Below are 12,218 nucleotides of genomic sequence, written 5' to 3'. Positions count from 1 at the left end.
CGAGCCGAGGGGCCGTGCGAACGGGAGATGGCGCGCGCGGCACGCCGCCACAATGTGCCACTCGGCGTTCTCTTTGCGGTCGGTCTCAGCGAGACCGGGCGCAAGGGTGTGCTGAATCCCTATGCGCTCAACGTCGACGGCAAGACGGTGCTGGCCACCGATCTGCGCAATGCCGTTACGCGCTTCGCAGAAGAAAAAAACAAGGGCGCCAAGCTGGTCGATCTCGGCTGCATGCAGATCAATCATCGCTATCACGGCGAGAAGTTTCCCAGCGTGGAAGCGATGTTCGATCCCGCGCGCAATGTCGATTATGCCGCGCGATTTCTGAAAGATCTGCGTGAGCGCGAGGGAAACTGGACGATGGCTGTCGCGCGCTACAATGCCGGGCCGACCAATATCGTCGGCCAAAAACGCTACATCTGCAGTGTTATCGGCAGTCTTGTCGCGAGCGGATTCGGGTCATGGACGAGCAAGGCGCGCGACTTCTGCGCGGAACGCACTGCGTCACGATGACCCTGTGGATAACCACCAGCCTCGCACAAGCAACTTCAATTCTAATACTTCACACGTGAAACGGAGGATAATCGATGAGTCTGTATGGGGTGATGCGCACAGGCGGCTCCGGCATGAACGCGCAGTCGAACAAACTGGCGACGGTCGCTGACAATATCGCGAACGTGAATACCACGGGCTACAAGCGCGCCTCGACGGAATTCTCCTCCCTTATCCTTCGCAGCGGAACCGGAAACTACAATTCCGGTAGTGTCGAGACGCAGGTTCGTTACGCGATCTCTGATCCCGGTACGATGAATTATACGACGTCCGCGACCGATTTGGCGATCCAGGGCAACGGATTCTTCGTTGTCAGCGACGCAGGAGGCACGCCTTACCTGACGCGCGCTGGCTCTTTCGTTCCGGATGGCCAGGGGAATCTCTACAATACCGGTGGCTACTATCTGATGGGCTACAACATCAAGAATGGCGCCCAGCCGAACGTCGTTGCCAACGGCCTCGGCAATCTCGAGGTCGTAAACATCGCGCAGCAGTCCTTGTTGGGAAATCCGACGACCCAGGCAGGCATCAGTAGCGCCAACCTGGATTCCAATGCTGCGATCAGCGCCGGACCGCCGAATTTTACGTCGAAAACGTCGGTCATCACCTACGATAATATTGGAAATGCGGTGAAACTTGACATGTACATGTTCAAGACAGCCGCCAATACATGGGATGTGCAGATCTACAACAGCGCAGGCGCGGCAGCAGGCGGCGGCTTCCCCTATGCGGCCGGGTCGCAGCTGGGCACCACCCAGACATTTACCTTCGACGTCAGCGCCACCGGCAAGGGCCGCCTCGCTGCCGCGAGCCCGACCTCGATGGCCTTCACAATCCCGGGCGGCTCGCCCGTCACTTTCGATATGTCGAGTATGACGCAGGTCGCGGACGAGTTCCAGTTCAAGGCCACGACCAACGGCAACGCGCCGAGCGCGCTCGACCGTGTGGAGGTGAGCTCAGACGGCACCATGTATTCGATCTTCGACGACGGCACGCGAATCGCGAGCTACAAGATCCCGCTGGCGACGGTACCGAGTCCCGACAATCTCTCGCCCGAAGTCGGGAATGTCTATTCGATCAGCACCAACTCCGGCAACATCCAGGTCGATTTCGCGGGCAATAGCGGTCTCGGTACCATCAAGCCGGAAGCGCTCGAAGCATCTAACGTCGATCTGGCCAACGAGCTCACAGCGATGATCGAGTCGCAGCGTGGCTACACCGCGAATTCCAAGGTGTTTCAGACCGGTGCGGACTTGCTCGACGTACTCGTCAACCTGAAGCGCTAGCGCACAGCGCGGATCACTGACGGGAGTCTCTAATGTCACTTACGGTCGCACTCAATTCGGCCCGCTCGTCGCTTATGGCGTCGGGTGTCCAGTCTTCCGTCATCTCGCGCAACGTCGCCGGCCTGCATCAGGACGGCTACTCCCGCAAGAATGCTCTGATCGTTTCCCAGCCGGGCAGCGGTGTCTATGTCAGTGGTATTCAGCGGGCCGCCAGCGCCGGCTTGTTCAACAATGTCGTCAAGGCGGTATCGAACACCGCACAGCAGGATGCCCTTTATAACGGTCTGCAGAAGGTTGCGGCTGTCACCATCGACGACCCCGAGCTCGATCAGTCTGCCGCGGCGCAACTGGCCAAGCTGAAAAGCGCCCTGCAGCAATATGCATCGGCGCCGGATAACGTAACGTTCGCGAATTCCGCCGTCACGGCGGCCAAAAATGTTGCCGCATCGCTGAACGATTCGACCAACACCGTGCAGACTGTTCGCGCGGATGCCGACGCCGAAATGGCGACGTCGGTCGGGAATATCAATCAGCTTCTGGCGCAATTCGAGACGGTCAATACGGCGATCATCAAGGGAACGATCTCCGGCTCCGACGTCACCGACTACCTTGATACGCGCGACAGTATCCTGTCGAAGCTGTCCCAAGAGGTTGGAATCACGTTTGCCACCCGCGCGAACAATGACATGGTTGTCTATACGGATTCCGGGGTCACGTTGTTCGAGCGTACCGCTCGCTCCGTAACCTTCGCTCCGACAAATTCCTACACGGCCGCCACAACGGGTAACGCTGTGGTCATCGATGGCGTTCCCGTTACCGGCGCTAATGCGATCATGCCGATCGGCTCCGGCAAGCTCGCTGGCCTGGCGACGCTTCGCGACGACAAGATGGTGACCTATCAGAATCAGCTCGACGAAGTTGCGCGCGCCGTGATCGAGATTTTTGCCGAGAAGGATCAGAGTGCTGCCGCTGGACCAGACCAAGCCGGCCTCTTCACCTATGCCGGTGGACCCGGAATGCCGGCCACGGGCGTGATCAATACCGGACTCGCCGGCACGATCAAGGTGACGGCCCTGGTCGATCAGGCCCTTGGCGGCAATCCGAGCCTGATCCGCGATGGTGGGATCAATGGCGTTAATTACGTCTACAATGCCGGCGGTGAGGCGGGTTTCTTCGCCCGCATTCAAGGCTTAGTCGATGGCATGGCGGCATCCCGAACCTATGATCCGGCCGCGCTCGGCAAGCCTAGCGGCAGCCTCGTCGATTTTGCCGGCTCCTCGGTGAGCTGGCTGGAATCGCAACGCAAGAGCGTCGGCGACGACGCCACCTATAGCCAGACGCTCCTGGAGCGCAGCGCCGATGCGTTGTCGAACGTCAATGGCGTCAACATGGATGATGAGATGACCTTCATGTTGCAGGTCGAACGCACTTTCTCGGCATCGTCGAAGCTGATCTCAACGATTGACGACATGCTGAAAGAACTTCTGATGGCGGTGGGATAATCGATATGGCTACAAATTTCATTTCATCGAACTCGATCTCGACCACCCTGCGCATCTCCGCGTCGAAAAGCCAGGTGGCGATCTCAAAGGCCACCAAGGAGGCGACGACAGGAAGGCTCGCTGACGTCGGGGGGAGTCTTGGTGCACTCACAGGTCGCGACGTGACCCTGCGTGCGGAGCTTCTCGATATGGAGAAAATCGTCGATACCAATGCACTCGTGAGTGCCCGCCTGGACGTCACGCAGGAGCGTGTTTCGCAATTGATCGAGACGGCACAGTCCTTCCAGAAGGATCTGCTGGCGGCACGCAATTCGGCAAATGGCGGCGTCATCATCGCCCAGCCGGCAGCGTCGAACCTCCAGTCGCTTCTCACGACGCTCAATGTTTCGATGGACGGACAGTATCTGTTCGCCGGCATCAACACGGCGCAACAGCCGATGACGCCTTATCAGACCGGTTCGGCCAGCAAGACGGCGATCGATGCGGCTTTTAATGCCGCTTTTGGCTTTCCGCCCGGTGACGTGGCTGCCGTAAATATAACCCCCGCCGCCATGAATAACTTCCTCGACAATGCGTTTGCGACCGAATTCGACGATCCGGCTTGGGGAACGAACTGGTCTTCGGCATCCGATCAGGTCATGCGCAGTCGCATCTCTACGACACAAACCGTCGATTCCTCCGCCAGCGCCAATGATAAGGCATTCCGCAATCTGGCGATGGCCTACACGATGCTCAGCGGGCTTGGTCTGGAAGCTCTGAATCAGAGCGCGTTCCAGGCCGTTACGGACAAGGCGCTGCTGCTGGTCGGCGGTTCGGTGTCCGACCTTGCGAGTGTCGGTGCACGCCTCGGAACCGCGCAAGAACAGACAACAAATGCTACCAGTCGTCTCAAGGTGCAGACCGACATCGTCAACAGGCAGATCAACGCGATGGAAGTGGTCGATCCGGAAGAGGCATCCGTCCGGGTCAACTCTCTGAAAAATCAGTTGGAGATGTCGCATGCGCTGACCGCGCAAATTCAGAACCTCAGCATCCTCAATTATCTCTGATAGGTGGGCTGATCTATGAAGCAACAGGTTATCGATTGAAATGACACTGGCAGGTTACGACGCGGAAATCGAGGATAGCGGCCGCGAGGCGCGATCCAGGGAACAACAAGCGCTCAATCACGGAATTAAACTACTTCAGAAAATCCAGAGCGGAGCGCTTGCTTCATCCGAAGAAACAGATGCCTTACTCTATATTCGTAATCTCTGGACCTTCTTCATACAAGATCTGTCGAATCCACGAAACGGTCTGCCGGAGCAGTTGCGAGCGCAGCTGATTTCGATTGGTCTCTGGGTCATCAAGGAAGCCGAGCGCCTCCGGGAAGGGCAGTTGTCGGACGTGAGCGATCTCGTTGCGATCAATATCGTCATCCGGGATTCGCTGGCATGAAGAAGCCAATGTGCATATCGCTGCGATCGGGCGAGAAAATCTACATTAACGGCGCAGTTTTGCGGGTCGACCGCAAGGTGACGCTGGAACTGATCAATGACGTGACTTTCATGCTGGAAAGTCAGGTTATGCAGGTCGCCGACGCGACAACGCCGCTCCGGCAGCTCTATTTCGTCGTGCAGCTGATGTTGATGAGTCCGGGCGATATCGAACAGGCGCGTGCGGTCTTCGGGCATCAGCGCTGTGCGATCTACGCTGCAGCCGACAATAAGGAGCTGCTGCAAGGCCTCGATGCGATTGAGGAGCTTGTCGAAGCGAAACGCTATTACGAGGCGCTACGGAAAATCCGTGGCCTGTTTGAGATCGAGCAGGCGATTCTGAGCAGCGCCGACATGCTGCTTCCGGTCGTGGCCTGAACCCAAGGAGAGCAAGATGATCGTCAATGGCGTAGATGCCGCGAAATCCGCGACCAACACGACGTCGACGACATCGTCGACCAACATGATCGACTACAACGGCTTCCTGCAGCTTCTGATCGCACAGATGCGCAACCAGGATCCCACCAATCCGACCGATTCAACCGAATATATGAGCCAGCTTGCACAGTTGTCGTCCGTCGAGCAGGCGGTTCAGACCAATGCAAAGCTCGATACGCTGCTGTCGACCAGCGCGATGTCTCAGGCTGAAGGGCTGATCGGCCGCACTGCGTCTTTCACGGACGAATCCGGCACGAGCACGACCGGCAAGATCAAGGAAGTCTATATCATCCAGGGCGGCGCGGTCGCGACGCTCGAGAGCGGGGTTAAGGTTTCCCTTGGACCTGGCATCACGATCAGCTGAACCATGAACGAGCGCGACGCCCTTGATATCGCCCAGCAGGCGATCTGGACCATCATCGTTGCCGCCGGCCCGGCGGTCGGCGCCGCGATGTTCGTGGGCATTGTCATTGCCCTCCTGCAAGCGCTGACCCAGGTGCAGGAAATGACGTTGACCTTCATCCCCAAGATCGTGGTGATGTTGATAGTGGTCGCCGTCACCGGCTCCTTCATGGGAGCCCACATCTTTGCCTTCACCGAAGTGCTCTACGGCCGGATTGAACGCGGCTTCTAGCCGCCGTCGTCTCCACCATCTTCACGCAAGGTCGGCGCTGCACAGTGCGGCCATGATATTCGTGCGAGAATTGCCATGGCCGACGTAATGATTTCAGCCCTGCCGGCCGAGCGGCGGGCCGGCACGGACGTCGCCTTTGCATTCGGCATCGTCACCATTCTGGTGATGCTGGTGCTGCCGGTTCCGACGATCCTCATCGACCTCGGCCTGGCCTTCTCGATCGCGTTGTCCGCGCTGATCCTGATGGTGTCGCTGTGGATTCAGCGGCCGCTGGATTTCTCGGCATTTCCCACCGTGCTGCTGATCGCCACCATCCTGCGTTTGGCGCTCAACGTGGCGACCACACGCGTGATCCTGTCGCATGGCGGTGAGGGAGAACACGCCGCCGGCTATGTCGTCGCCGGCTTCGCCAAATTCGTGATGGGCGGTGATTTCGTCATCGGCCTGATCATCTTTGCAATTCTCGTTACCGTGAATTTCGTGGTGATCACCAAGGGTGCGACGCGTATCGCCGAAGTTGGCGCTCGTTTTTCGCTTGACGCCATTCCGGGCAAGCAGATGGCGATCGACGCCGACCTGTCAGCTGGTCTGATCGATGACAAGGAAGCGCAGCGTCGGCGCCACGAGCTGGAGGAGGAGAGTTCGTTCTTCGGTGCCATGGACGGCGCCTCGAAATTCGTGCGCGGCGACGCCATTGCCGGCCTGATTATCACCGCCATCAACATCTTTGGCGGCATCATCATCGGCGTTACCCATCATGGTATGGAGCTGTCACGCGCCGCTGACGTCTTCACCAAGCTCTCGGTCGGTGACGGTCTGGTGTCGCAGATCCCGGCGCTGATCGTGTCGCTCTCGGCTGGCCTGCTCGTCTCCAAGGGCGGTACCCGCGGCTCTGCCGAGCAGATGGTGCTGAAGCAGCTCGGAAAATATCCGCGTGCCCAGTCGGTCGCTGCAATGATGATGTTCGCGCTTGGCTTGCTCCCCGGCCTGCCGTTCCTGCCATTCGCGCTGCTGGGTAGCGCGATGACCTTTATGAGCTTCTCGCTGCCACGTCAGCAGGCGGCCCGCGCCAAGCTGGAACAGGCACGTATCGCGCAGGTTCAGGAAAAGGCGCAGATCGAGAACAGGGATTCCGTCAAGGAATTGCTCAAGACCTCCGATGTCGAGCTCTGCGTCGGCAGTCAGCTTGCGATCCAGATGCTCAATGCCCATGGCGAACTGGCGCATCGTGTTGCCAAGGTTCGACGGCGTTTTGCCGCCCAATACGGCTTCGTCATTCCTGAGATCAAGCTGACCGACGATCTGTCGATCGGCCCGAAATCATATCGCATCAAGATTTACGGCACGGTTGTGGCCCATCACGAATTGCGCATCGGGGAAGCCCTGGTGCTGTTTGATGGTGACCGGAAGCCGGATGTGCCGGGCGACGAGACAATCGAACCCGCTTTCGGCATGAAGGCGATGTGGGTTCCGGAGACTTTCATCGACGAAGTTAAACAGGATGGCTTCAAGATTGCTGACAATATCTCGGTGCTGCTCACACATCTCAGCGAGGTCGTCCGCAACAATCTGGCCCAGCTCCTTACCTATAAGGACACCCGCGCACTGATCGATCGGCTCGATCCCGAATACAAGCGGCTGATCGAGGATATGGTGCCATCGCAGATTTCCTATTCCGGGCTGCAGGCGGTGTTCAAGCTACTGCTCGCCGAGCGTATCTCGATCCGCAATCTGCATCTCATTCTGGAAGCCATCGCTGAGATCGCGCCGCATGTGCGTCGTTCCGAGCATGTGGCCGAGCATGTGCGGATGCGCATTGCGCAGCAGATCTGCGGCGATTTCGCCGACAACGGCGTGCTCAAGGTGCTCCGCCTCGGTAATCGCTGGGACCTCGCCTTCCATCAGAGCATCAAGCGCGACGGCAAGGGTGAGATCGTGGAATTCGACGCCGATCCCCGGTTGGTCGAACAATTTGCGGATGACGTGTCGGTTGCGGTCCGCAAGGCGGCTGCCAATGGCGACACTGCGGTGCTGGTCGCGCCGCCTGACGTCCGTCCTTATGTTCGCATGATCACCGAGCGCATGTTCCCCACGCTGCCGGTGCTGTCGCATGTCGAGATCGCACGTGGAGCCGAGGTAATGTCGCTCGGAGCTGTGTCTTGATCGCAAGCAGCTCCGTCTCCATCCTGGCTACGTTCCTGATCTTTTGCCGCATCGGGACTTGCATGATGGTGGCGCCGGGCTATTCCCGCGTCAATATCCCGACGCAGATCCGGTTGTTCCTCGCTATCAGCGTCACCTTGATGCTCACCCCCCTGCTGGAGTCCACGGTCCGCCCGGCTGTAGAAGCGGCGACGGCGCCGGATCTCCTCCGCCTGATCATGTCCGAGCTGATGGTGGGCCTGGTCATTGGACTCACTGCACGCATGTTCTTCGCTGCGCTGGAAACGATGGCCACATTCGTCGCGTCGGGGATCGGGCTGACCCTCCCCGGTGTCGCCGACGATGGCGAGCATGTGCCGGCGCTGGTGCCGCTGATCACGCTGACTGCGACGGTGGTCTTCTTTGTAACCGACCAGCATTGGGAATTGTTGCGCGGCCTGGTCGGGTCCTATCAGATCTGGCTGCCGGCGACCGGAATCAGTGCCGAGGGCGGGTTAACGCAACTCGTAGATCATCTCTCCATGGCCTTTACGCTGGCGCTCCGGGTCGCCAGTCCTTTCGTTATCTATGCTGTCATCGTCAATTTCGCGGTCGGTCTCGCCAATAAACTGACGCCAAGCATTCCCGTCTACTTTATCTCGATTCCCTTTGTACTCACTGGCGGTCTGTTGCTGCTCTATCTCACGGGCCGCGAAATGGTGCTGCAATTCAGCATCGCCTTCGCGTCCTGGCTGTCCGGGTGACGAGCCATGCAGAAGCGCGACCGCAAAATCCGCCGTATCGCCGCCGTGCAGGCCAGGCTGCACCGGATTGCCGAGTGGCAGCTGATGGAATGCCAGGCACGGGAAAACCAGCTTGAGGAGAAGCAGCGCCTCATTCTTGAAGGGTTCAATGATGAGAGCAAGCTTCCGGACCTCGCCGTGCAGACGGCGAGCCAGAGTTTGCGCGCCGCCAGCATCGAGCAAGGCGTCGTGGCCAAGACCAGGGAAAGACTGGCGGCGCATGCACGCGATGAAGGCCGCAAGCTGAAACATGCGCTCAAGATGGTGAAGTCGGCGGTCGGGCGCACGGTTCGGGCTGATGAAAAGCGGGTTCTGGAAGATGAAGTCGACAAGGCCGTGCGGCGCTCGATCGAGGGAGGATAGGCCGATGAAAGCTCTCACAACTACGCAGGGCGTGACATGACAGTCGCCCCGGTATCGAACGATCTAATTGCGGATGTCATGAAAGCGGCCGATCCGGCTGCCCAGCGCGTGGCGGCAACCAGGCTCGAGCGTATGGCGCCGGCAGGCGAGGCGAATTTCGCATCCGCGATCGCGGACGAATTCGCCGCGGGTCAGACGGCCCAGAGCGCGAAGTCTGCCCCCGTCAGCGGCGGAGAGATAGCGTCAACGCCGATCATCCGGAAGGCTGAGGGAAGCAATCCGGTCTACCGCAAATTCGAAGCCTTTGTGCTGCAGATGTTCGTGGAAACGATGCTGCCGAAGGACGCCGAGGACGTGTTCGGCAAGGGTACCGCCGGCAATATCTGGCGTTCGATGCTCGCCGAGCAGATCGGCAATGAAATGGCCAAGGGCAATGGCGTCGGCATCGCCAAGCAACTGGCCAAATCGCGCCCGACATCGGCTCCAACTTCCGAAGGCTAACGGCCGATTCCGGCCATGACAGTAGAGATCGACATGGAACAGATCGAACAGCAGACCTCAGTCATCCTCGTCGAGGCGCAGGCTCTGGCCTTGCCTGGGACCGACCTTCCTGAATCGGCTGCGCAGGAAGCCCCGGTTTTTGGCGAGGCGGGCGATACGCCTGGCCAATGGCTCGGCACCCAAAGCAGTGCGTTGACCGCGATCGATCGGTTGAAGGCGACCATCGACGAGGAGACGGAGAAGCTTGAGGTTCGCGCCGTAGTGGATTTCGACGGCTTCAGCCAGCGCAAGAACCGTGGCCTGCTCGAACTGACTCGGGCAATGCGGCTGACTCAGGACATCAAGAGCGATCCGCGCGTCGCGCCGCAACTCACACTGTTGCGCGCCAGCCTGATCCGCAATCAAGCGGCGTTACAGATCCATCTCGATGCGGTGCGTGAGGTCTCGGCGATCATCGCGCGTTCGATCCAGGAGGTTGAATCGGATGGCACCTATTCACTGGCGATCGCAGGCAAGCGCAAATGATGAGGCTGCTGATCACAGGCATTTGGGCCTGCCTCGTCACTGTGGGTACCAGTTTCGGGATCTCCTACTGGAAGGAGACTGCGGCCGCATTGCCCGCGAAGCAGGACCAACCTGAAGGTCTGGTTTATGAAAAGGTCAAGGTGATCAATGTGCCGATGATCGCCGACGGCAGCGTTCAGGGTTATATCATCACCCAGCTCGTCTTCACTGCTAACGCCAAAGTCTTACGTCAGCTTCCGGTGCCGCCGGAGCCGTTCGTCGTCGATGAAGCGTTCCGTATGATCTATGGCGACCAGAAGCTCGATTTCAAGAATCTCGGTCGTTACGACCTCACACAATTCGCACAGGCCGTGCGCGCGCAGGTCAACAAGCGTCTGCAGACGGAGGCGCTGCAGGAAGTCCTGGTGCAGGATTTCAATTATGTGTCGAAGGATCAGATTCGCCGCTGAGGCTACAGTGAGTGGTCATCGCTGTGGTACGGTGATACTCGATGATCTAGCGTGGTGGATGTGTGGTACTTCGTGTTACGCGAGAATCTCTGTGCCTTGCACAGCAGTTCGAGGAGGCGGTGGACGCCAACGCCGTAGTCGGCGTCCTCTTGCGCGTAAGGCGTGAGCCTTAGTTCGCCTTTGAAACAGGCGCTTCGTTAGTGGGACGAGACTTCAGATCGTCCAGTCGGTAACCCATATAACGCTTCGATTCGATCGGGTCGAAGCCGAGATGATCGCGTAGCTTCTTGCGCAGCTTGCTCACATGGCTTTCGATCACATTCTCATCGAAGCTGGCATCGAAAAGACCGTAGATGGCGTTGAAGAGCTGGGTCTTCGTCAGCCATTTGCCCTGATGCCCGACCAGGTGTTCGAGAATGCGTAGTTCGCGTCGTGGCAGAATCAAAGTGCGACCGGCGACCTCCGGGTCGCGGCCATCGAGAAAGACACGAATCACGCTCGTTTGTGCCGGTTCATGCTGATCGATGGTACGGCGGCGAATAACTGCCGTTCGTGCCATGATCTCGCGGACGTGGACCGGCGCGTGAACCACGTCATCGACGCCAGCTTCGAACAACTCAATGGTCTGCTTGAGGTGCTTTAGGCTGTTGAGCGCAATGATCGGCGCCCGTGACCTGTTGCGGATACTGGATGGGATGCTCGTCCGATCCGGACAATCGCCCAGCAGAAAGGCCCGAATGACAGTTAAATCATTACCAACGGCACATTCCAGCCAATCGCGAAAGTCTGTAGACGTGAAGCCAATCGATACAACCCCTTCGCGATCAAACCCGGCCGCATAGCCTTGTGTGACGCCCTCTCGGTCATCGATTACAACAAACATTTTAATCCCCTGCGTGTTCGCCTTGATATCGTTATGGGGTCGAATTAGGCGCACTCGCCCCATTTTTGTCTTGAAGACGCAACACAACAGTTACTTGAGCGGATGGATGAGCCTTTGAGCGATTCGCTGACTTGCAATGGGAGGCCGGTCGCTTTTTACGGGATACCCAATGCTGTGATGCGGTCAGCTCACGTTCTCCGGCTTGCATTCATCCGTAGTTTCAGAGAGCTCCCTCTCGCTATGTGAACACGACATGACATCTCATGGTCGTGCACGGTCGGTGGCAGAACCGAACCAGCGCTAATGTCAAAACGGGGGAAGTGGCCGATCGCGTGCCGTATCGTCGATATCTGGCGCTTGATCGGCTGGACTTGCCCGAGTTGTCACACACGCGAATCGGCATACTGATCATCAAAATGATACCGCATCATCAATTAGTCGAGGTGCACAAATTTGCAAAGAGTCGTGCTTGCAAACCATGCAGTTGAAGCAAACTAACAAGTGGATAATTCATGAAGGGCGACGATTTTGTCGGATCTGTTTTGCATCGAACTATCTCACAGCGTGCCATCACAGATGCAGTCGCGACTTCATTGGTTTGAACCAGTGGAGTACCACACGGAAAAACGCATCGATTATCGTGCGCGGACATGTGGAGCGAGAGT

The 12,218-nt window shown here is 58.4% G+C and carries 15 protein-coding genes; 14 read left to right on the top strand and 1 reads right to left on the bottom strand.

Translation table 11 applies throughout. The features are described 5' to 3' along the window. Nucleotides 1–27: 27 nt before the first annotated feature. The 14 genes from A4A58_RS03715 (at nt 28) to A4A58_RS03650 (ending at nt 10,670) form a co-directional block, all read left to right on the top strand. Nucleotides 28–513, top strand: coding sequence for a transglycosylase SLT domain-containing protein (locus A4A58_RS03715; RefSeq protein WP_081421685.1), 486 nt, complete (start codon nt 28–30; stop codon nt 511–513). Between the two features lie 74 nt (nt 514–587). Continuing rightward, nucleotides 588–1,838, top strand: coding sequence for a flagellar hook protein FlgE (locus A4A58_RS03710; RefSeq protein ID WP_068729872.1), 1,251 nt, complete (start codon nt 588–590; stop codon nt 1,836–1,838). A 32-nt stretch (nt 1,839–1,870) separates the two neighbouring features. Next, nucleotides 1,871–3,340 carry a flagellar hook-associated protein FlgK gene (flgK, locus tag A4A58_RS03705; protein WP_068729871.1) on the top strand — a complete coding sequence of 490 codons (1,470 nt, stop codon included), beginning with the start codon at nt 1,871–1,873 and terminating at the stop codon, nt 3,338–3,340. Nucleotides 3,341–3,345: 5 nt separating this feature from the next. After that, on the top strand, nt 3,346–4,389 hold the full coding sequence (locus tag A4A58_RS03700) for a flagellar hook-associated family protein (protein ID WP_068729868.1): 1,044 nt from the start codon (nt 3,346–3,348) through the stop codon (nt 4,387–4,389). Nucleotides 4,390–4,429: 40 nt separating this feature from the next. Next, entirely contained in the window at nt 4,430–4,777 is a 348-nt protein-coding gene (flaF, locus tag A4A58_RS03695) for a flagellar biosynthesis regulator FlaF (protein ID WP_068729866.1), read from the top strand. 8 nt (nt 4,778–4,785) lie between these two features. Beyond that, a complete protein-coding gene (gene flbT, locus A4A58_RS03690) occupies nt 4,786–5,193 on the top strand; it encodes a flagellar biosynthesis repressor FlbT (protein WP_068730432.1) in 408 nt (135 codons plus the stop codon). Between the two features lie 16 nt (nt 5,194–5,209). Further along, nucleotides 5,210–5,617, top strand: a complete 408-nt coding sequence (gene flgD, locus A4A58_RS03685; protein ID WP_068729864.1) for a flagellar hook assembly protein FlgD — start codon at nt 5,210–5,212, stop codon at nt 5,615–5,617. 3 nt (nt 5,618–5,620) lie between these two features. Continuing rightward, nucleotides 5,621–5,887 (top strand): flagellar biosynthesis protein FliQ, encoded by a 267-nt coding sequence (fliQ, locus tag A4A58_RS03680; protein WP_068729862.1) that lies wholly within the window; start codon nt 5,621–5,623, stop codon nt 5,885–5,887. Between the two features lie 75 nt (nt 5,888–5,962). After that, nucleotides 5,963–8,050, top strand: coding sequence for a flagellar biosynthesis protein FlhA (gene flhA / locus A4A58_RS03675; protein WP_068729860.1), 2,088 nt, complete (start codon nt 5,963–5,965; stop codon nt 8,048–8,050). Beyond that, nucleotides 8,047–8,793 (top strand): flagellar biosynthesis protein FliR, encoded by a 747-nt coding sequence (fliR, locus tag A4A58_RS03670; RefSeq protein ID WP_068729859.1) that lies wholly within the window; start codon nt 8,047–8,049, stop codon nt 8,791–8,793. Before flhA ends, fliR begins: the two co-directional genes overlap by 4 nt. Nucleotides 8,794–8,799: 6 nt before the next feature. Continuing rightward, on the top strand, nt 8,800–9,195 hold the full coding sequence (locus A4A58_RS03665; protein WP_068729857.1) for a hypothetical protein: 396 nt from the start codon (nt 8,800–8,802) through the stop codon (nt 9,193–9,195). 36 nt (nt 9,196–9,231) lie between these two features. Continuing rightward, nucleotides 9,232–9,696 carry a rod-binding protein gene (locus tag A4A58_RS03660; protein WP_068729855.1) on the top strand — a complete coding sequence of 155 codons (465 nt, stop codon included), beginning with the start codon at nt 9,232–9,234 and terminating at the stop codon, nt 9,694–9,696. A gap of 15 nt (nt 9,697–9,711) precedes the next feature. Continuing rightward, nucleotides 9,712–10,221: a hypothetical protein gene (locus tag A4A58_RS03655; RefSeq protein WP_244499651.1), complete on the top strand. Its 510-nt coding sequence runs from the start codon at nt 9,712–9,714 to the stop codon at nt 10,219–10,221. Beyond that, entirely contained in the window at nt 10,218–10,670 is a 453-nt protein-coding gene (locus A4A58_RS03650; protein WP_068729851.1) for a hypothetical protein, read from the top strand. The genes A4A58_RS03655 and A4A58_RS03650 overlap by 4 nt, the downstream gene beginning before the upstream one ends. Nucleotides 10,671–10,839: 169 nt before the next feature. Here A4A58_RS03650 and A4A58_RS03645 read toward each other — a convergent pair whose 3' ends face one another. After that, nucleotides 10,840–11,553, bottom strand: a complete 714-nt coding sequence (locus A4A58_RS03645) for a response regulator transcription factor (RefSeq protein WP_068729849.1) — start codon at nt 11,551–11,553, stop codon at nt 10,840–10,842. Between the last annotated feature and the right edge of the window lie 665 nt (nt 11,554–12,218).

Source organism: Tardiphaga robiniae, assembly GCF_001618955.1.
Taxonomy (GTDB): domain Bacteria; phylum Pseudomonadota; class Alphaproteobacteria; order Rhizobiales; family Xanthobacteraceae; genus Tardiphaga; species Tardiphaga robiniae_A.
The sequence above is the reverse complement of the archived record's forward strand: the minus strand, read 5'-3'. Positions and strand labels throughout refer to the sequence as shown.

Excerpts from the sequence above, each read along its gene's own strand:
- flbT (WP_068730432.1), top strand. The coding sequence starts at position 4,786 with ATGTGCATATCGCTGCGATCGGGCGAGAAAATCTACATTAACGGCGCA.
- flaF (WP_068729866.1), top strand. The coding sequence starts at position 4,430 with ATGACACTGGCAGGTTACGACGCGGAAATCGAGGATAGCGGCCGCGAG.
- A4A58_RS03700 (WP_068729868.1), top strand. The coding sequence starts at position 3,346 with ATGGCTACAAATTTCATTTCATCGAACTCGATCTCGACCACCCTGCGC.
- flgD (WP_068729864.1), top strand. The coding sequence starts at position 5,210 with ATGATCGTCAATGGCGTAGATGCCGCGAAATCCGCGACCAACACGACG.
- A4A58_RS03660 (WP_068729855.1), top strand. The coding sequence starts at position 9,232 with ATGACAGTCGCCCCGGTATCGAACGATCTAATTGCGGATGTCATGAAA.
- fliQ (WP_068729862.1), top strand. The coding sequence starts at position 5,621 with ATGAACGAGCGCGACGCCCTTGATATCGCCCAGCAGGCGATCTGGACC.
- flgK (WP_068729871.1), top strand. The coding sequence starts at position 1,871 with ATGTCACTTACGGTCGCACTCAATTCGGCCCGCTCGTCGCTTATGGCG.
- A4A58_RS03665 (WP_068729857.1), top strand. The coding sequence starts at position 8,800 with ATGCAGAAGCGCGACCGCAAAATCCGCCGTATCGCCGCCGTGCAGGCC.
- A4A58_RS03710 (WP_068729872.1), top strand. The coding sequence starts at position 588 with ATGAGTCTGTATGGGGTGATGCGCACAGGCGGCTCCGGCATGAACGCG.
- A4A58_RS03655 (WP_244499651.1), top strand. The coding sequence starts at position 9,712 with ATGACAGTAGAGATCGACATGGAACAGATCGAACAGCAGACCTCAGTC.
- A4A58_RS03645 (WP_068729849.1), bottom strand. The coding sequence starts at position 11,553 with ATGTTTGTTGTAATCGATGACCGAGAGGGCGTCACACAAGGCTATGCG.
- flhA (WP_068729860.1), top strand. The coding sequence starts at position 5,963 with ATGGCCGACGTAATGATTTCAGCCCTGCCGGCCGAGCGGCGGGCCGGC.
- A4A58_RS03715 (WP_081421685.1), top strand. The coding sequence starts at position 28 with ATGGCGCGCGCGGCACGCCGCCACAATGTGCCACTCGGCGTTCTCTTT.
- A4A58_RS03650 (WP_068729851.1), top strand. The coding sequence starts at position 10,218 with ATGATGAGGCTGCTGATCACAGGCATTTGGGCCTGCCTCGTCACTGTG.